Source organism: Pectobacterium versatile, from assembly GCF_020166435.1.
Taxonomy (GTDB): domain Bacteria; phylum Pseudomonadota; class Gammaproteobacteria; order Enterobacterales; family Enterobacteriaceae; genus Pectobacterium; species Pectobacterium versatile.
The window spans coordinates 59223-79154 of the sequence record NZ_JAINZP010000002.1; the positions used below are offsets into that span (position 1 = coordinate 59223).

Sequence of the window (19932 nt, forward strand, 5' to 3'; positions counted from 1 at the left end):
GTATAATGCTTTTGTTATCCGCGACTATAAAGATGATGAATAAATTCTCTGTTAAAAATCACAAAGTTAAACGATTCAGCTCACAGCCGGCAAGAAAAAGACAGCCTGACAACGCGCCGCGCCGCATCGTTTTGTTCAATAAACCCTTCGATGTGTTGCCACAGTTCACCGATGAAACCGGACGTCGCACGCTGAAAGATTATATTCCGATTAGCGGTATTTATGCCGCTGGGCGTCTGGATCGCGACAGCGAAGGCCTGATGATTCTCACTAATGATGGAAAACTTCAGGCTCGACTGACCCAACCGACGCAAAAAACAGCCAAAATTTACTATGTGCAGGTCGAAGGTATTCCTGACGACGACGCACTGACGCGCTTTCGTATCGGTATAGAGCTAAATGACGGCAAAACGCTGCCCGCAGGGGCGGAGATCGTACCGGAACCCAGCTGGCTGTGGCCGCGTAATCCGCCCATACGCGAGCGTAAAAGCATTCCCGACTGCTGGTTAAAAATCACGCTGCATGAAGGTCGTAATCGGCAAGTCCGTCGTATGACAGCGAATATCGGATATCCTACATTGCGTCTGATTCGATACGGCATGGCCAATCAGACCGTAGAAAACCTGTTACCCGGTGAATGGAAGGAGATAACGGATGTTTAAACCTCATGTGACAGTCGCCTGTGTGGTACAGGCCGAAAACCATTTTCTGGTCGTCGAAGAGTTAATTAACGATAAATTATTGTGGAACCAGCCCGCGGGCCATCTGGAAGCTGACGAGACGTTGATTCAGGCGGCAAGCCGTGAATTGTGGGAAGAAACGGGCATTCAGGCCACGCCGCAAAGCTTCTTACGTCTGCACCAATGGATCGCGCCCGACAGCACACCGTTTCTGCGCTTTTGCTTCGCGCTCGATTTGCCTACGCGGGTCGACACCCAGCCGCACGACAACGATATCGAATGCTGCCGCTGGCTGACCGCCGAGGAAATTCTGCATTCGCGCCAGCTTCGTTCGCCGCTGGTGGCCGAAAGTATTCGCTGCTATCAGCAGCCAGAGCGCTATCCGTTAACCGTACTGGGCACGTTCAACTGGCCTTTTTAGACATCTTGTTATTTTTGCCATGAGTGGGCTAACACCCCGTGGCAGGAATAGCGATGCAGCCCTTGGTTCAACATGCTAAAATACGCCGCTTGTTTTTCGCATCAATGCGTCAGTAAATTTCAGTTCGCGAGACTCCCATGTCAGATAACAGCCAGAAAAAAGTGATTGTCGGTATGTCCGGCGGTGTTGATTCCTCCGTTTCCGCTTACCTGTTACAGCAACAGGGCTATCATGTTGAAGGCCTATTCATGAAGAACTGGGAAGAGGACGACGACACGGAATATTGTTCAGCAGCGACAGATCTTGCCGATGCGCAGGCTGTTTGCGACAAGCTGGGTATCGAATTACATACCGTCAATTTTGCCGCTGAATATTGGGACAACGTTTTTGAACTCTTCCTTGAAGAATACAAAGCGGGCCGTACCCCTAATCCCGATATTCTGTGCAATAAAGAAATCAAATTCAAAGCCTTCCTGGAGTTCGCCGCCGAAGATCTCGGGGCAGACTATATCGCGACAGGCCACTACGTCCGTCGTCACGACATTGACGGCAAAAGCCATTTGCTGCGCGGTATGGACGGCAACAAAGACCAGAGCTATTTTCTTTATACGCTGAGCCACGAACAGATCGCACAAAGTCTGTTCCCGATCGGCGAGCTGGAAAAACCGCAGGTACGTAAAATTGCCGAAGAGCTTGAACTGGCAACCGCGAAGAAGAAAGATTCTACCGGTATTTGCTTCATCGGCGAACGTAAATTCACTGATTTTCTGGCGCGCTACCTGCCCGCACAGCCCGGTCCGATTTTGTCCGTCGACGACAACAAACCGATGGGACAGCATCAGGGGCTGATGTACCACACGCTGGGGCAACGCAAAGGGCTGGGTATTGGCGGCGTCAAAGATGGCGGTGAAGATCCCTGGTACGTGGTGGACAAAGATGTCGCCAACAATATTCTGTATGTCGCACAGGGTCACGAACACCCTCGTCTGATGTCGTACGGTTTAATCGCACAGCAACTACACTGGGTCGATCGTCAGCCGCTCACCGCTGAATTACGTTGTACGGTGAAAACTCGTTATCGTCAGGCAGATATCCCCTGCACCGTCACGCCACTTGGCGACGATCGCATTACCGTGCGTTTTGATGAGCCCGTCGCAGCCGTGACTCCGGGCCAATCTGCCGTGTTTTATCTGGACGAGGTTTGCCTTGGCGGCGGCATCATCGAAGAACGCTTACAGGAGTAACCGTGGCTAAGAACTATTATGAAATCACGCTAGCGCTAGCGGGCGTTTGTCAGTCGGCACACTTAGTCCAACAGTTGGCCCACACAGGGAACTGTAATAACGATGTGCTGCATACCTCGCTGAACAGCGTTTTGAATCTCAATCCGGCGTCTACGCTGGCCGTTTACGGTAATGACGAGCAAAACCTGAAAGTTGGGCTGGAAACGCTGCTCGGCATTCTGAATAGCAGCAGCAATAAAGGCGCGGGTGCAGAACTATCGCGCTACGCTTTCAGCCTGATTGCGTTAGAACGCAAGCTGAATGCGAAGTCTGCCGCGCTTGACGAATTGGGCAAACGCATCGGGCAGTTGGAGCGCCAACTGGAGCATTTCGAGCTGCTCTCCGAGACGATTGTGAGTGCGCTGGCCGCGATTTATGTGGATGTCATCAGTACGCTGGGGCCACGTATTCAGGTTACTGGTTCACCGGAAGTGCTGAAAAACAGTCAGGTGCAGGCTAAAGTGCGTGCCGCGCTGCTGGCCGGTATCCGCTCTACGGTGCTCTGGCAACAGATTGGCGGCGGACGCTTGCAGCTGATGTTCTCACGCAGCCAGTTGGTCAAAGAAGCGAAACAGATATTGGCGCGTTGCCCGTCCGTTTGATGGTATTCTTGCCGCTATGATCGACGCTGGTGTGAGTAACGCCAGCGTCACGAAATTTATTATTGTTAATAATTCATTGTCCTTATCGAAATTAATCGTTATTGAAACCAATCTCAGGAGTTGCTTGCGATGGAATTATCCTCACTGACCGCCGTTTCCCCTATTGATGGACGCTACGGCGATAAAGTCAGCACGTTGCGCACCATTTTCAGCGAATTCGGTTTGCTGAAATTCCGTGTGCAGGTTGAAGTACGTTGGCTGCAAAAACTGGCAGCCTGTGCAGAGATCCAGGAAGTTCCTGCATTTGACGCTGACGCAAACGCTTTCCTTGATAAAATTGTCGCCGAATTCAGTGAAGAAGATGCGGCCCGCATTAAAACGATCGAGCGTACAACCAACCACGACGTAAAAGCCGTTGAGTACTTCCTGAAAGAGAAAGTCTCCGCTGTTCCGGCACTGCACGCCATCAACGAATTCATCCACTTCGCCTGTACGTCAGAAGACATCAACAACCTGTCTCATGCTCTGATGCTGGATACCGCTCGCCGCGATGTGATCCTGCCGCACTGGCGCCAAATCATTGATGCGCTGAAAGCGCTGGCACAGGAATACCGCGATATCCCGCTGCTTTCCCGTACACACGGCCAGCCCGCTACGCCATCCACTATCGGTAAAGAGTTCGCTAACGTGGCTTACCGTATGGACCGCCAATATCGCCAACTGCAACAGGTTGAGATTCTAGGCAAGATTAATGGTGCCGTCGGTAACTATAACGCCCATCTGGCAGCCTACCCGGAAGTGGACTGGCACCAGTTCAGCGAAAGTTTTGTTACCTCGCTGGGCATCAACTGGAACCCGTACACTACGCAGATCGAACCGCACGATTACATCGCCGAGCTGTTCGATTGCATCGCGCGTTTCAACACCATTTTGATCGACTTTGACCGTGATATTTGGGGCTACATTGCCCTGAATCACTTCAAACAGAAGACTATTGCGGGCGAAATCGGTTCCTCCACCATGCCGCACAAGGTTAATCCGATCGACTTCGAAAACTCGGAAGGCAACCTGGGTCTGGCGAACGCCGTTCTGGGGCATCTGGCTAGCAAACTGCCGGTTTCCCGCTGGCAGCGTGACCTCACAGACTCTACCGTGCTGCGCAATCTGGGCGTGGGCGTGGGCTATGCGCTGATTGCGTATCAGGCCACGATGAAAGGCATCAGCAAACTGGAAGTGAACCGCGATCGTCTGGCTGACGAACTGGATCACAACTGGGAAGTGTTGGCAGAGCCGATCCAAACAGTGATGCGCCGCTACGGAATTGAAAAGCCGTACGAGAAGCTGAAAGAGCTGACGCGTGGCAAACGTGTTGATGCTGCCGGTATTCAGGAATTTATCGATGGTCTCGAGTTGCCAGAAGCGGAAAAAACGCGCCTGAAGGCGATGACACCAGCCAACTATATTGGCCGTGCTATCGCGATGGTCGATGACCTGAAATAACGGTTTTCACGCAAAATCATGTATTCTCCCTGGCGGGTATTCTGCTCGCCAGTTTTCGACCGCATTAACAATTACTCATCATTTTCACCCCGTTTACATTCGGTTTACTCTCTCTTGTGGATAATTCAGCAAATAAAATAGACTATTCTCCTTGTGTATAACTATGATATGTACAAGCGAGGAATGCGTAAAAGAGATGGTGTAATAAAATCGTTACGATAAACATCACCATTTCTATTCGACAGAGGATATCGTGATGCGGATTTTGGTCGTTGAAGATAATGTATTATTACGCCATCATTTAACCGTTCAAATGAACGAAATGGGGCATCAGGTTGACGCAGCGTCTGACGCCAAAGAAGCGGATTATTTTCTACATGAAAATACACCAGATATCGCCATTCTCGATCTAGGGTTACCCGATGAAGACGGCATGAGTATAATTCGTCGCTGGCGTGCTCGGCAGGTCAAACTCCCAATTCTGGTTTTGACCGCACGTGAAGGTTGGCAGGACAAAGTTGCAGTGCTGGAGGCGGGCGCTGACGATTACGTCACCAAGCCGTTCCATATGGAAGAAGTGGTTGCCCGTTTGCAAGCGCTGATGAGGCGCAATAGCGGCTTGGCATCGCAAATAATCAGTTTTCCTCCCTTTGAAGTCGATTTGTCGCGGCGTGAATTGATGATTTATAGTGTTCCCCTCAAATTGACCGCGTTTGAATACACCATTATCGAGACGTTAATACGTAATAAAGGTAAAGTTGTTAGTAAAGAATCGCTAATGTTACAGTTATATCCCGATGCGGAACTGCGGGAAAGCCACACTATTGATGTGCTGATGGGCCGATTACGAAAGAAAATTCAACAGGCAAATGCCCCAGATGTCATCACCACCGTGCGCGGGCAAGGGTATCGTTTTGATATTGACACACCTTCAGGCTCGGCATGAGTAATAAGAAACAGCCTTTCTCTCTTCGCGTTCGTTTTTTACTAGCGACGGCGGCCATTGTTCTGGCACTGTCGCTGGCTTATGGTATCGTCGCCATTATCGGCTATAGTATCAACTTTGATAAAACCTCATTCCGTTTACTGCGCGGTGAAAGTAACCTCTACTACAGTCTTGCACAGTGGCGTGATGATCAATTGAATATTATCACTCCCCCCGACGTTGATATCAATTTTCCCACACTGGTATTGATCTATGATGAGCATGGCAACGTGCTATGGCGCGAAAAGTATGTCCCTGCACTGGAAGCACTGATAAAGCCAGAGTGGCTGAACCGAACGGCCTATCACGAGCTGGATACTGACACGAATACCAGCAGTGCTGTATTAACGGGAAACAGCTTGTTGCTGGGCAGCCTGAGGGCGTTGAATGGCACTAATAGCGATGCATTAACTCACTCTATCGCTGTTAATGTTTATCCAAAAACCGCCCACATCCCCGCAATCACGATCGTGGTGGTTGATCGTATTCCACAAGAATTACAACAAGAAGACGTGGTGTGGGAGTGGTTCAATTATGTGCTGATCGCTAACCTTCTGCTGGTACTTCCCCTACTTTGGTTAGGTGCTCACTGGAGCCTGCGCCCCATTCAGCATTTGGTAAAGCAAATCGCAGAACTGGAAAAAGGCACCCGCGAACAGTTGGATGAAAATCCGCCACGCGAATTGTTCAGTCTGGTAAAAAACCTGAATATCCTGCTGAACAACGAACGCCAGCGTTACCATAAATACCGCACAACGCTTACCGATCTCACGCACAGTTTGAAGACGCCGCTGGCGGTCTTGCAGACCACTCTGCGTGCACTGCGCACAGGTAAGGAAATTACCATCGATCAGGCTGAGCCCATCATGCTGGCACAGATCAGCCGAATATCGCAGCAAATTGGCTATTACCTGCACCGCGCGAGTGTACGCTCCGAATATAATCTGCTGATACGCGAAGTCCACTCGGTTCCGGCACTGCTAGACGGGTTGTGTTCCGCGCTAAATAAAGTGTACCAGCGCAAAGGGGTTGTACTAACGCTCGATATTCCGCCAGAGCTGACCTTCGTGGGTGAGAAAAATGACTTTATGGAGGTACTGGGTAATATTCTTGATAACGCCTGTAAGTACTGTCTGGAGTTTGTCGAAATCAGCGTACAATACTCCGACCACAAACTACACCTGATCGTTGATGATGACGGTCCTGGCATTCCCGAAAGCAAGCGAAGCATGATTTTCCTGCGTGGGCAACGAGCAGATCGCCTGCGCCCAGGACAAGGTATCGGCCTTGCCGTCGCGACTGAAATCATCGAGCAGTACCAGGGTGAAATCCTTGTCAGTGACAGTGCACTAGGCGGTGCACGAGTCGAAGCCATTTTCTCCCGACAGTATCTTGGCCAGAATGAGGGATGAAAGGGAAAGGCAGTACAGCGCGCGATGCTTCCGCTATACTCGTCATATTTCAAGTTGCATGTACGTTGGCTACGCTACTCGGCCCACTCGCGTGGGCCTCGCCCCGTTGGGGCCGCTGCAAGCAGCGTTCAAACCTGCCTCTGGCAGATTTGTCAGTCACCCGAATCACTTACCTGAACCTGAGTAAGCTCATCGGGACTCCTTCTCTTGCCGCCTGCATGAAACTCGAATTATTTAGAGTATATATTTATCACCAAAATACTGATTGTTTTAAAATACTGATTATTTCAAGAAAAATCATGTCTTCAAGAACAGTCATTTCCTCAAAAACGAATTTCTGGAAAACAGTATGGACTATCAGCTCAAGCTCGACTGGCAGGATTTTTTAGCGAACTACTGGCAAAAACAGCCGCTCTTGATCAAAGGCGGCTTCGCTAATTTTATCGATCCGATTTCACCAGATGAACTCGCAGGTCTGGCGTTAGAAAATGAGGTAGATAGCCGGCTAGTCAGCCATCAGAACGGACGCTGGCAGGTCAGCCATGGTCCTTTCGAGAGCTACGACCACTTGGGGGAAAGTAATTGGTCGCTGTTGGTACAGGCCGTCGATCACTGGCATGAGCCCTCTTCAGCCTTGATGCAGCCCTTTCGACAGCTGCCGGACTGGCGTACCGATGATTTGATGATTTCATTTTCCGTTCCCGGTGGTGGCGTAGGGCCACATCTGGATCAGTATGATGTGTTCATCATTCAGGGAACGGGGCGTCGCCGCTGGCGCATCGGTGAAAAAATACCGATGAAGCAGCACTGTCCACATCCTGATCTACTTCAGGTCGATCCGTTTGACGCCATTATTGATGAGGAACTGGAACCGGGCGATATCGTCTATATTCCGCCGGGTTTCCCGCACGAAGGCTATTCGCTGGAGAACTCGCTGAACTACTCGGTGGGTTTCCGCGCGCCGAATGCTCGCGAGTTGGTGAGCGGCTTTGCGGATTATGTGCTTTCTCGTGAGCTCGGCAGCTATCGCTACAGCGATCCTGATGTACCATCCCGCGATCATATCGCCAGCGTACTGCCGCAAGAGCTGGATGCGCTGCAAAAAATGATGTTGGATTTGGTGCAGCAGCCGGAGCATTTCCAGAACTGGTTTGGCGAATTTATTTCCCAGTCCCGTCACGAGCTCGATCTCTCACCGCCGGAGCCGCCTTATCAGGCTGGCGAAGTGTATGAATATCTGCAACAGGGTGAACCACTGCGTCGTTTAGGTGGCTTGCGGGTCATCTGCGTTGGCGATAGCTGCTTCGTTAACGGGGAAAAAGTGAACAGCACGCACAAGGCAGCGCTGTTTGCGCTGGCTGAGCACCCTGCTATTGGTGCAGAACAGTTGGGCGACGCGCTGGAAGACCCCTCTTTCCTCGCGCAGCTTACTGTGCTGATTAATAGCGGTTACTGGTACTTTGCGGATTAAGACCAAACACTAAGAAAGTGTTTAGAACGTTGGCAATGGGTAGATCGTAAAGACGCTGCAAGTACCTCCCTGTAAGCCCGAGCCGCGCAGATATGAATATCATCCCTGAGATTCACCCTTTCAGGGCCGTCGCAAGCGACGTTCAAAGGCGTTCCTGACGCCTTTGTCCCTGGCGCGGACGCTTTACTCTTCTATCCCATTACCACCGTTCTTGTTTCGGCAAAAGATTTGCCAATTATCTGAAAGCATAATTACGGCTTCGTGCGCAGTGCCGTCAGTTCAGCAATGCGCATAATCACAGACACCGCCTTTTCCATGCCTTCCAACGTGACAAATTCGTGTTTGCCATGATAGTTGTAGCCGCCGGTAAACAGATTTGGGCACGGTAGCCCTTGAAATGACAGGTGTGCGCCGTCGGTGCCGCCGCGAATCGGCTTCATATTCGGCTCAATGTCGCAATCCCGCATCGCCTGCTGCGCCAACGCAATAATGTGCGGATGCTGCTCAACCTGCTCACGCATGTTGTAATAGGTATCGGTAATCGTGACTTCAATATAGCAATCTGGGTGCAGCCCCGCGCCGACCTTTTCCGCAATATCCAGCATCGTCTGTTTACGCTGTTCAAAGCCGTTGCGGTCAAAATCCCGGACGATGTAATGCAAGTCTGCGCGTTCCACAGAGCCTTTCATGGTGTGAAGGTGGTAGAACCCCTGATAGCCGTCCGTCTGCTCCGGCGATTGACTCTCCGGCACATGCTGGTGATAGCGCGAGGCTAGCGTCAGCGCGTTCACCATCACGCCTTTGGCGCTACCGGGATGCACATTGTTGCCCACGATTTTCACCTGAACCGATGCGGCATTAAAATTCTCATACTCCAACTCGCCGACACCACCGCCATCCACGGTATAGGCCCACTGTGCGTTAAACGCTTTGACATCAAAAAACTGAGCGCCCTTGCCAATTTCTTCATCAGGCGTAAAGGCAACGCGAATATCACCGTGTGGGAGCTGACTTTTCTTCAAACGCACCAGCGCGGTCATAATTTCCGCAATCCCCGCCTTATCATCCGCTCCCAGCAGCGTTTTGCCGTCTGTGGTAATCAGCGTGTGCCCCAGTAGCTGGTGTAACACCGGGAACATCACGGGTGACAGCACTTCATCCCCCACGCCCAAAGCAATATCGCCGCCGCGGTAATTTTCCAAAATCTGCGGATTAACATTCTTGCCGCTAAAGTCCGGTGACGTATCCATATGTGAAATAAAGCCAATGGCCGGAACGGGCCAGGCAACGTTTGCGGGAAGCGTCGCCATCAGACAACCCTGCTTGCTCAGCACGACTTGCTCAAATCCCAGTTCGAGCAGTTCCTGCTGCAACGCACGCGCCAGTTTCAACTGACCGTCGGTGCTCGGCACCTGCCGAACGCCGGATTTAGACTGTGTATCAAATGAAACGTAATTCAAAAATCTGTCGAGTAATTTATCCATCTTATTTATACCCCCTGAACCCTGAAAGGCATTATGGATAGGGCTACCTCGGTAGATATTGCGTCAGGTCAGTTTTTTCCCGATTTAACAAACTGCCAGGCCAGAATTCAGGCCAAAAAGCAGCGACCGTGTCACGAAGAACATCTAAATCCGGTAACAATCAGGAAACATACACCCTAATTCATTGGCTGAATCTCCCTCATTCGTTCACCAATCGGCAGTAAGTGGGTCACACAAGTTGGCGTCAGGCAGCGTTTCCCGTAAAATGCCGCCCTTAACTGCGCACGCTGGCTGAAAGGTGATAACCCTTGGTACGATCGCAACGGAGATACCGTTGATCGGCCAAATCAGGACATAGAGCTATACCTTAATGAAAGAAAACTCCCTGACTGTGCCGGTCGTTGAATTGCTCAACGTCCATAAAGGCTTTGGTGGCAAAGACATCATTTCACATTTTAATCTCACCATTAATAACGGTGAGTTTCTGACGATCCTCGGGCCATCCGGCTGCGGCAAAACCACTGTACTACGCTTGATTGCCGGTCTGGAAACGGTCGATAGCGGCAACGTCATGCTGGAAAAGCAGGACATTACCCACCAGCCCGCTGAACAGCGACACGTTAATACCGTATTTCAAAGTTACGCCCTGTTTCCTCATCTCAGCGTGTTTGAGAACGTGGCATTCGGCCTGCGCATGCAGAAAACACCCGCCGCAGAGATTGCGCCACGCGTGATTGAGGCGCTGAAAATGGTGCAACTGGAAGAGCTGGCGCAGCGTCGCCCGCACCAGTTGTCTGGTGGCCAGCAACAGCGCGTTGCCATCGCCCGCGCCGTCGTCAATCAGCCGAAGGTTCTGCTGCTGGATGAATCCCTGTCCGCGCTGGACTATAAACTGCGTAAGCAGATGCAGAACGAACTGAAGGCGCTGCAACGTAAGCTGGGTATCACCTTTATTTTCGTCACGCACGATCAGGAAGAAGCGCTGACCATGTCCGACCGCATCGTGGTAATGCGCGATGGACGCATCGAGCAAGACGGCACGCCGCGTGAGATCTACGAAGAGCCAAAAAATCTGTTCGTCGCTAGCTTTATCGGTGAAATCAATATCTTTGATGCTGTGGTGCTGGAATTGTTGAACGAACAGCGGGTACGCGCTCAGGTCGAAGGCCACGACTGCGTTATCACCGTCAGCTTTCCGGTCAACGTCGGCCAACACCTCAACGTACTGCTACGACCGGAAGATTTACGCGTCGAAGAGCTTGGCGACGGCATGCAGGCGGAAGGTATGGTTGGCTATGTGCGCGAGCGTAACTATAAAGGCATGACGCTGGAATCCAACATTGAGCTGGAAAACGGCAAGATGGTCATGGTCAGCGAGTTCTTTAACGAAGACGATCCCGACTTCGACCATTCACTCAACCAGAAAGTAGACGTCACCTGGGTGGAAAGTTGGGAGGTAGTCCTGCACGATGAAGAAGTCGCGTAAACGCTTTCAAAACATCATTATCACACTCATCGTGGCCTGGCTGGTGCTGTTTGTTTTCCTGCCCAACCTGATGATCATCGGAACCAGTTTCCTGACGCGCGATGACACCCATTTCGTCAGCCTGGTCTTTACGCTGGAAAACTATACGCGACTGGCCGATCCGCTTTATGCCTCTGTGCTGCTGCATTCGCTGAACATGGCCGTTATCGCCACGCTCTGCTGTCTGCTGCTGGGCTATCCGTTTGCCTTTATTCTGGCGCGTTTACCGAAAAAAATTCAGCCGCTGATGCTGTTCCTGCTGATTGTGCCATTTTGGACTAACTCGCTAATCCGCATTTACGGCCTGAAAATCTTTCTGAGTACACGCGGGCATCTGAATGAATTTCTGCTCTGGACGGGCCTTATCGATACGCCGCTGCGGATTATGTACACCTCCGAAGCAGTGATTCTCGGCCTGATTTATATCCTGCTGCCGTTCATGGTGTTACCGCTCTACTCCAGCATTGAAAAACTCGATAAATCCTACCTTGAAGCCGCACGTGATCTGGGTGCCAATAAGTGGCAAACCTTCATTCGCGTCGTTATCCCGTTGACGATGCCGGGGATTATCGCAGGCTGCCTGCTGGTGCTGCTGCCTGCCATGGGCTTATTCTTTGTTGCCGATCTGATGGGCGGTGCCAAGAATTTGCTGATCGGTAACGTTATTAAAAGCCAGTTCCTCAATATCCGTGACTGGCCGTTTGGTGCCGCCACCAGTATCTGCCTGACGCTGGTCATGGGCGTGCTGCTCTTTATCTACTACCGCACGGCCCGCCTGCTGAATAAAAAAGGAGAGCTGGAATGACCGGACGCTTAATCCGCGGTGGATTTATGTCCATCATTTACGCTTATCTGTACATCCCGATCGTCATTCTGATCGTGAATTCGTTTAATCAGGCGCGCTTCGGTATCAACTGGCAGGGATTTACACTGGACTGGTATCGGCTGCTGATAAACAACGACAGCCTGCTTCAGGCCGCGCAGCACTCGCTGACGATGGCCGTTTTTTCCGCGACATTCGCCACGTTGATTGGATCCCTGACGGCCGTCGCGCTGTATCGCTACCGCTTTCGCGGCAAGCCTTTTGTCGGTGGTATGCTGTTCGTGGTGATGATGTCGCCGGATATCGTGATGGCGATCTCACTGCTGGTGCTCTTCATGCTGCTGGGCATATCGCTCGGATTCTGGTCGCTGCTGTTTTCCCACATTACTTTCTGCCTGCCGTTTGTGGTGGTCACCGTCTATTCACGTCTGAAAGGTTTTGACGTACGGATGCTGGAAGCCGCGCGCGATTTAGGCGCCAGCGAAGTGATCATTCTGCGCAAAATCATTCTGCCGCTGGCCATGCCGGCCGTAGCCGCCAGTTGGCTGCTCAGCTTTACGCTGTCGATGGATGACGTGGTGGTGTCCTCGTTTGTTACCGGGCCCGCGTATGAGATTCTACCGTTGAAGATTTACTCGATGGTGAAGGTCGGCGTCTCCCCTGAAGTCAACGCGCTGGCAACGATTTTGCTGATTCTGTCGCTCGTGCTGGTGCTCAGTAGCCAGCTGATTTTACGCGATCGCACCGGAAAATAAGGTGGCGGCTCGCGCGATGGATACCGTTATTTTCATACCACTCTTCTATACCCTAAATAATTCGGGTTGCAGGAAGGCGGCAAGAGAGGGAGTCCCGATGAGCTTACTTAAGTAAGTGATTCGGGCGACTGACAAATCTGCCAGAGGCAGGTTTGAACGCTACTTGCAGCGGCCCCAACGGGGCGAGGCCCACGCGAGTGGGCCGAGTAGCGTAGCCAACACACCTGCAACTTGAAGTATGACGGGTATAGTGTTGGTATTTCCTTTGGGACTCGTAAGGAGGTAAACATAATGAAAAAGTGGCCACACCTACTGGCAGCCTGCGCGATGGCGTTTGGCATCAGCGCCGCCAACGCCAACGACGGTAAAACGCTCTATTTCTACAACTGGACCGAATACGTGCCGCCGGGCCTATTGGAACAGTTCACTAAAGAAACGGGCATCAAGGTGATTTACTCCACCTATGAATCCAACGAGAGTATGTATGCCAAACTGAAGACCTATAAAGATGGCGCTTATGATTTGGTCGTGCCTTCAACTTATTTCATCTCTAAGATGAGCAAAGAAGGCATGCTGCAAAAGATTGATACCAGCAAACTCAGCAATTTTCATAATCTCGATCCGAACCTGTTACACAAATCCTTCGACCCAAATAACGACTACTCCATTCCCTATATTTGGGGCGCAACAGCGATTGGTATTAATCATGAAATGATTGACCCTGCCAGCGTCACCCGTTGGGCCGACCTGTGGGATACCAAGTACAAAAACAGCCTGCTGCTGACGGACGACGCGCGCGAGGTGTTCCAAATCGCTCTGCGTAAACTGGGTTACTCTGCGAATACCACCGACCCTAAAGAGATTGAGGCGGCCTATAAAGCGCTGCAAGCCTTGATGCCGAACGTGCTGACGTTCAACTCAGACAACCCCGGCAACCCATTCATCGAAGGTGAAGTCAATCTGGGTATGGTGTGGAACGGTTCTGCCTACGTGGCGCGTCAGGCAGGTACACCGCTGGATGTCATCTGGCCCAAAGAAGGCGGTATCTTCTGGATGGACAGTCTGGCGATTCCGGCCAACGCTAAAAACGTTGACGGCGCGATGAAGCTGATCGACTTCCTGCTGCGCCCGGAAGTGGCGGCACAGGTCGCGGAAACCATCGGCTATCCGACGCCGAACCTGGCAGCGAAAAAATTACTGCCACCGGAGGTTGCAGGGGACAAAACACTGTATCCGGATGAGGAAACCATCGCGAAAGGCGAATGGCAGAACGACGTCGGCAGCGCCAGCACGCTGTATGAAACCTACTTCCAGCAGCTAAAAGCGGGTCGTTAATCGCGCACGCTATCGCGATGCAGATCGGCTTTCTCTATCGGAATCGGCAGACCGTTGGCAAACCTATTTGCCGAACAAGAACGGTGGTAACGGAATAGAAGAGTAAAGCGTTTGCGCCAGGGACAAAAACGTCAGGAACGTTTTTGAACGTCGCTTGCGATGGCCCTGAAAGGGTGAATCTCAGGGATGAGATTCATATCCGCGCAACCCGAGCTTACATGGACGTACTTGCAGCGTCTTTACGATCTATCCGTTACTACCGCTCGACGCGCTTTGTCTGCAACCTCTAGCTTTCATTACCATAAACTATGTTTCTACTCTGATTACAAATATCACCTCAAACCCTCAAATTGACAGCTAAAAGCATTATCCTGACGGCATTAGGAAAATAATTGCGCTCAGCTTCTTCTATAATGATTCCACACCCACCGGAATCACGATAAGGATCACCACCATGCTGCAACTCTCCAGTCACAGTTTTCAGGACGGCGACACTATCCCGGGCGAATTTGCCTTTGCCGTACCGGACACAACTAGCCATATTGCGCTGTCTTCTAACCACAATCCCCATCTTGCCTGGCACGGCGCGCCCGAAGGGACACAGTCTTTCGTATTGATCTGCCACGACCCAGATGTCCCCAGCCGCGGTGACGATGTGAATCAGGAAGGCCGAGAGGTGAGCGCCTCTCTGCCGCGTGTCGATTTCTACCATTGGCTGTTGCTCGATATTCCAGCCAGCGCCAATGAAATTCCTGCCGCCTCGCATTCCACTGGCATCACGCCACGTGGTAAAGCGGGCCCGGATGCACCAACAGGGCTCCGACACGGCATCAATGATTACACCGTCTGGTTCGCCAGCGATGAGCAGATGAAAGGCACCTACTATGGCTATGATGGCCCTTGTCCGCCGTGGAACGATGCGATTGTCCACCATTACATCTTCACACTTTACGCTCTCGCGACGCCTGTTTTAGCAATAGAAGGTGAACTTAACGGGGCGAATGTCCGCGCTGCACTGGCTAACGCGCCAGTATTGGCAGAAGCGACACTCACTGGGCTGTATACGCTGAATCCCGCATTATTGTGATAATAATAATTTATGATAATGACTTGTTATAAGAATAGCTGGCTATGAGCGTGACCGCTTTACGCCCCGCTTCTCCGTCTCTCATTGTAGAGGCGGATTGGCGATTGCCATCAGGCCAGCCGCTGCAACGGTATGGCCTGTGCGCACTCGCTCAGCCCCACTTGCGTACACCGCAGCAGACAACGTGTTTCCATTTCTATGAGGCCACACTTCTGCTGGTTCTTTCTGGCCAATTAACCATTCTTGAGCAGGATAAAGCGACGATTATCGACACGCCGTCTCAGCTCTGCCTGATTACGCCTGACGCAAGTGCCGATCTGACGAAAATGCCCGGTGGTCACGACTCCGCTTTCCGGTCGATCTTTCTGACGTTTTCGCCCACGCTTCTGGCGCGTTTTTATCATCGCTATCCTGATGAATGCGCTCCGACTTATCCTCCGCGCCCCTTCACTACTCTCGCGCTGGATGACGATCTTATCAGTACATTACAACATCTGGTTGAAGGGATAACGGGCAACAAGCTCAATGAATCACGTCTCGAACTGCGGCTGATGGATATGCTGCTGGTGCTGTCGGAACGGGGATACCGCTTTGGTGTACCGCCACAGCCCGGCGTTACCGCTCAGCTACGTACGCTTATCAGCGAAGAGCCGGATCGCCACTGGACCGCGCAGTCTGCGGGTCGACGGCTGGCGATGAGCGAGGCTACGCTGCGCCGGAGGCTATCCGCCGAGCAGACACGCTTTGAAGTGCTGTTGCTGGAGACCCGCATGCAACACGCGATGATGCTGGTACAGACGACATCATGGAGTATGCAGCGTCTGGCCGAAGCCTGCGGGTATAAATCCTCAGCGCGTTTTTCCGAACGGTTTAAAAATCGTTTTGGCTGTTCGCCAACCAAGATTCGTTAGTCCGTCATTGACGGTACAGCGCGGTCATCCTGTAACACTCAACAACAACCATCGTCAAAAACAACGTATCAGGTTCAAAAAAAGCGCCCTGTTGGATAAACCCACAAGGCGCTTGATGATCTCAGATGATCAGAACGATTTTAGCGTATTACTTTTTACGCTTTACTCTTTCTCTTCCTGCGCCAAATCGTTAGCGATTTTCACCGTTTCATCCAGATAAGGATCGGGTGCCTGATAGTCTTTCGGCAGATCTTCCAACGATTTGAGCGGTTTTTTACCTTCTCTCGCCAGTCGATCGTTAATCCGCTTCAGACGCATCGCTTCATCATCGTCATTCTCTTTCTCGCGCTGAGCAAGATTGAGCGACACGAGGTTGCGCTTATCCTTCATCGCGTTGTAGCGGGCAATATCTTGCGCCACATACTGGAATTCAGGATCTTTGGCGATACGCTCCTGATGATGTTCGTTCAGTTTGCTAATCAACGCCTTCAGATCGCCGCTCTTCGTGTAGTTGGCCGCTTTGATGCTGTCCCACGGTAGCGCGTTGTCTTCAAACTTCTCACCAGTATCTACCGTTTCCGTGCCGGTTGGCATCATCACGTCAGGTGTCACGCCTTTCATCTGCGTGCTGCCGCCGTCAATACGATAGAATTTCTGAATCGTATATTGCACGGAACCCAGCGCTGGCCAGTCAGGACGCAGCATCTGATCGTAAATCCGATTCAGCGAGCGATACTGCTGCACGGTGCCTTTACCAAACGTCGGTTCACCCACGATCAAAGCGCGGCCATAATCCTGCATTGCCGCGGCAAAGATCTCAGAAGCGGAAGCACTGAAGCGGTCTACCAGCACCACCAGAGGGCCTTTGTAATACACAATGCCGTCAGTGTCGCTGTCTTCGCGCACTTTGCCATTGTTATCACGCACCTGAACCACAGGGCCGCCGGAGATAAACAGACCAGAAAGCCCTACTGCTTCCGTCAGCGCGCCGCCGCCGTTAGTCCGTAAGTCAATCACAATGCTGCTGACGTTCTGTTTTTCCAGCTTCTGGAGCTGAACTTTCACGTCATCCGTCAGGCCGACATAGAAACCGGGGATATCCAGCACGCCGACTTTATCCTTGCCGACCGTCTTGACGGACATTTTAACCGCGCGATCTTCAAGGCGAATGCGTTCACGCGTCAGCGTGACAATGCGGGTTTTCGTTCCCTTGCCAGCAGGCAGGATTTCCAGACGTACCTTACTGCCTTTCGGCCCTTTAATCAGCGCAACGACATCATCCAGACGCCAGCCGATAACATCCACCATCGGCTTGCCGTTTTGGCCAACGCCAACCACGCGGTCACCAACGGTAATGTTTTTGCTTTTCGCTGCCGGACCACCGGGCACCATAGAATTGATCATGGTGTAGTCGTCATCCATCTGCAGCACCGCACCAATCCCTTCGAGCGACAGGCTCATTTCGGTATTGAATTGCTCGGTGTTACGCGGTGACAGGTAGCTGGTGTGCGGGTCAATTTCACGCGCAAAGGCGTTCATGACGAGCTGGAAAACATCTTCGCTGTTGCTCTGCGCCAGACGGCGAATGGCAAACTGGTAACGCTTGGTCAGCGTCTCTTTGATGTCTTTATCATCTTTACCGGTCAGTTTCAGGCTGAGCCAGTCATATTTTACCTTGGCATCCCACAGGCGGTTGAGTTCACCCGCGTTCTGCGGCCAAGGGGCTTTGCTGCGATCGAGCTCAAACGTCTCATTGCCTGTCAGATCGACCGGTTTATCCAGCAGCGACAGTGCATATTGAAAACGCTCAAACCGACGCTTCTGCGCCAGATTGTACAACGCGTAAGGAACATCCAGTTGACCGGATTTCAGCGCGTCGCCCAACTGGGCTTTTTGCCCGGAAAATTGTGCCACATCAGAGGCCAACAGCACGTTGTGACTGTAGTCCAGCATATTGAGGTAGCGGTTAAAAATTTTCTCAGAGAACTGCGCATCCAGCATAAACTGGCGATAGTGCGAACGCAGGAAACGTGAGGCCACCCTGTCGCTAACGGTAGCATGTTGAGGTTCCTGATGTAGCTGAGGAATCTGTTCAACACGCGTAATGTTTTCATTTGCAAAACTAGAGCCCGCCAGCAGTAAGCCTGCGATGGCGGTTATTCTGACTAAGTTGTTCATGCCCAGGTTGGCCTCCGTATCAGAACTGCAAGTGTTCTGCGCGTACAATCATTGCCAGTCCAGAAGCCAATTGTACTCTGACTTCGCCTTTGGCAATTTCAAGCACGGTGGCATCCATGGCGTCTTTGCCGGCTCTGACTTTGATTTCCTGACCGATTTGCAGTTTGGAAACATCCGTAACCGCTACCCGTTGAGGCTCATTACTGGCAGGCTTTGCCTGACGAGATTGAGCATTAGCGGATTGCTGAGAAGAGGACTGCGATTGGCCGGAAGAAGGCTGACGTGGTTTACGCGGTGCATGGTTTTGAGACGCGTGGTTTTGGGATGCACGGTTTTGGGATGCATTGTTTGAAGCATCACGGCGCGGCGCACGTTTCTGAGCGGGACGAGGAGTACGCGCAGCTTCTGCCGATTCTCCGGCCGCTTCACGTTTTTTCGCCTGTTGCTCAGCACGCTGAGCCTGAACTCGTGCTTTAGCTTCTTCCAACTGCTTACGAGCATGATCGACATGCTGCTGTTCCAACTCACCGCATGGGTTACCATCCAGATCGACACGTTGGGCACCCAATTTTACACCGTACAGATATCGCCAGCTTGAGGTGTAAAGACGCAGCGCAGAGCGTAATTGCGTCTTACTGACGTTATCGGACTCCGGCATACGCTCAACAAGATCCTGAAAAATACCGATCTTTAACGGACGAGTTTCACCTTCAGTGGTGAAACAAAGCGGGAACCGCTCTGCCAAAAAGGCAATGACTTCTTTACTACTGTTCAACTTAGGTTGATTTTCCATGAAATTTCCTGATTACAACGGGTTTGCCAACCGGCGCAGGCATGAACAGGCGTCATTATAATGACGCCATCGGCAATTGCCACGTTAACCTTGTCTCAACGTGAGAGAATTGATGAATGTCATCACATCGCTCGCTTCCAGTTGAGCACAAAGTACGCTCACCACGGCCTTCAGCCCTTCTTCATCATCCGCGTCAAAACGCTGATAAAGGGTACTGTCAATATCCAGAACGCCAATCGGTTGCCCGTTAACGACAAGCGGTAGCACAATTTCAGCATTACTCGCGGCATCACAGGCGATATGACCAGGGAACGCATGGACATCATCCACGCGCTGAATGCGATTTTCAGCTATTGCCGCACCGCATACACCTTTGCCAACCGGAATACGCACACAAGCAACCTTGCCCTGAAACGGTCCCAGGAAAAGCGTGTCGTTATCCAACAGGTAAAACCCTGCCCAGTTAACCCCATCCAAACGCTCAAACAGCAGCGCACTACTGTTTGATAAAATAGTAATAAAACGGTTTTCATCCGCGATAAGCGATGTCATGTCGCGAATGAGATCCTGATAAAATTCTGGTTTATTCATAAAGTATATCGTTGTCTTTTCAAAACAGTGCGAACCATTCCCGCACAGACTGCATTAGCATCGGTTACAGAATGCCATAAGATTAGCGCCTTCGCG

At 51.6% G+C, this 19932-nt stretch carries 18 protein-coding genes; 14 read left to right on the forward strand and 4 right to left on the reverse strand.

The genetic code is table 11. The features are described from left to right. The first annotated feature begins 35 nt into the window (after positions 1-35). The 8 genes from rluE to K7X24_RS03170 all read left to right on the forward strand — a co-directional run bounded on the left by rluE (position 36) and on the right by K7X24_RS03170 (position 8354). Positions 36-662 (forward strand): 23S rRNA pseudouridine(2457) synthase RluE, encoded by a 627-nt coding sequence (gene rluE / locus K7X24_RS03135; RefSeq protein ID WP_224553332.1) that lies wholly within the window; start codon positions 36-38, stop codon positions 660-662. Beyond that, positions 655-1101 (forward strand): NUDIX hydrolase, encoded by a 447-nt coding sequence (locus tag K7X24_RS03140; RefSeq protein WP_224552941.1) that lies wholly within the window; start codon positions 655-657, stop codon positions 1099-1101. The genes rluE and K7X24_RS03140 overlap by 8 nt, the downstream gene beginning before the upstream one ends. 137 nt (positions 1102-1238) lie before the next feature. Beyond that, positions 1239-2345: a tRNA 2-thiouridine(34) synthase MnmA gene (gene mnmA, locus K7X24_RS03145; RefSeq protein ID WP_224552944.1), complete on the forward strand. Its 1107-nt coding sequence runs from the start codon at positions 1239-1241 to the stop codon at positions 2343-2345. A gap of 2 nt (positions 2346-2347) precedes the next feature. Continuing rightward, positions 2348-2986, forward strand: coding sequence for a high frequency lysogenization protein HflD (gene hflD / locus K7X24_RS03150; protein ID WP_039472878.1), 639 nt, complete (start codon positions 2348-2350; stop codon positions 2984-2986). Between the two features lie 129 nt (positions 2987-3115). Next, positions 3116-4486, forward strand: coding sequence for an adenylosuccinate lyase (purB, locus tag K7X24_RS03155; protein WP_224552946.1), 1371 nt, complete (start codon positions 3116-3118; stop codon positions 4484-4486). Positions 4487-4742: 256 nt separating this feature from the next. Next, entirely contained in the window at positions 4743-5432 is a 690-nt protein-coding gene (phoP, locus tag K7X24_RS03160) for a two-component system response regulator PhoP (protein WP_263485397.1), read from the forward strand. Then, entirely contained in the window at positions 5429-6883 is a 1455-nt protein-coding gene (gene phoQ, locus K7X24_RS03165) for a two-component system sensor histidine kinase PhoQ (RefSeq protein WP_224552950.1), read from the forward strand. Before phoP ends, phoQ begins: the two co-directional genes overlap by 4 nt. 349 nt (positions 6884-7232) lie before the next feature. Then, positions 7233-8354, forward strand: coding sequence for a cupin domain-containing protein (locus tag K7X24_RS03170; RefSeq protein ID WP_224552952.1), 1122 nt, complete (start codon positions 7233-7235; stop codon positions 8352-8354). 251 nt (positions 8355-8605) lie between these two features. Here K7X24_RS03170 and pepT read toward each other — a convergent pair whose 3' ends face one another. Beyond that, positions 8606-9838, reverse strand: coding sequence for a peptidase T (gene pepT / locus K7X24_RS03175; protein ID WP_224552954.1), 1233 nt, complete (start codon positions 9836-9838; stop codon positions 8606-8608). A gap of 370 nt (positions 9839-10208) precedes the next feature. Here pepT and potA point away from each other — a divergent pair, with 370 nt between their 5' ends. From potA to K7X24_RS03205, 6 genes are all read left to right on the forward strand, one after another. After that, entirely contained in the window at positions 10209-11324 is a 1116-nt protein-coding gene (gene potA / locus K7X24_RS03180) for a spermidine/putrescine ABC transporter ATP-binding protein PotA (RefSeq protein ID WP_039505391.1), read from the forward strand. Beyond that, on the forward strand, positions 11308-12168 hold the full coding sequence (gene potB, locus K7X24_RS03185) for a spermidine/putrescine ABC transporter permease PotB (RefSeq protein ID WP_014915241.1): 861 nt from the start codon (positions 11308-11310) through the stop codon (positions 12166-12168). Before potA ends, potB begins: the two co-directional genes overlap by 17 nt. Then, on the forward strand, positions 12165-12941 hold the full coding sequence (gene potC, locus K7X24_RS03190) for a spermidine/putrescine ABC transporter permease PotC (protein ID WP_010309753.1): 777 nt from the start codon (positions 12165-12167) through the stop codon (positions 12939-12941). The genes potB and potC overlap by 4 nt, the downstream gene beginning before the upstream one ends. Positions 12942-13232: 291 nt before the next feature. Further along, positions 13233-14276, forward strand: a complete 1044-nt coding sequence (gene potD, locus K7X24_RS03195) for a spermidine/putrescine ABC transporter substrate-binding protein PotD (protein WP_224552957.1) — start codon at positions 13233-13235, stop codon at positions 14274-14276. Between the two features lie 454 nt (positions 14277-14730). After that, entirely contained in the window at positions 14731-15363 is a 633-nt protein-coding gene (locus K7X24_RS03200; protein ID WP_224552959.1) for a YbhB/YbcL family Raf kinase inhibitor-like protein, read from the forward strand. A 44-nt stretch (positions 15364-15407) separates the two neighbouring features. Further along, positions 15408-16274, forward strand: coding sequence for a helix-turn-helix transcriptional regulator (locus tag K7X24_RS03205; RefSeq protein WP_224552961.1), 867 nt, complete (start codon positions 15408-15410; stop codon positions 16272-16274). 162 nt (positions 16275-16436) lie between these two features. Here K7X24_RS03205 and prc read toward each other — a convergent pair whose 3' ends face one another. The 3 genes from prc to K7X24_RS03220 form a co-directional block, all read right to left on the reverse strand. After that, complete coding sequence (prc, locus tag K7X24_RS03210) at positions 16437-18452, reverse strand: carboxy terminal-processing peptidase (protein WP_224552963.1); 2016 nt, start codon at positions 18450-18452, stop codon at positions 16437-16439. A 19-nt stretch (positions 18453-18471) separates the two neighbouring features. Next, positions 18472-19245 carry an RNA chaperone ProQ gene (gene proQ, locus K7X24_RS03215; protein ID WP_224552966.1) on the reverse strand — a complete coding sequence of 258 codons (774 nt, stop codon included), beginning with the start codon at positions 19243-19245 and terminating at the stop codon, positions 18472-18474. Positions 19246-19329: 84 nt separating this feature from the next. Then, positions 19330-19836 (reverse strand): GAF domain-containing protein, encoded by a 507-nt coding sequence (locus K7X24_RS03220; RefSeq protein ID WP_130622611.1) that lies wholly within the window; start codon positions 19834-19836, stop codon positions 19330-19332. Between the last annotated feature and the right edge of the window lie 96 nt (positions 19837-19932).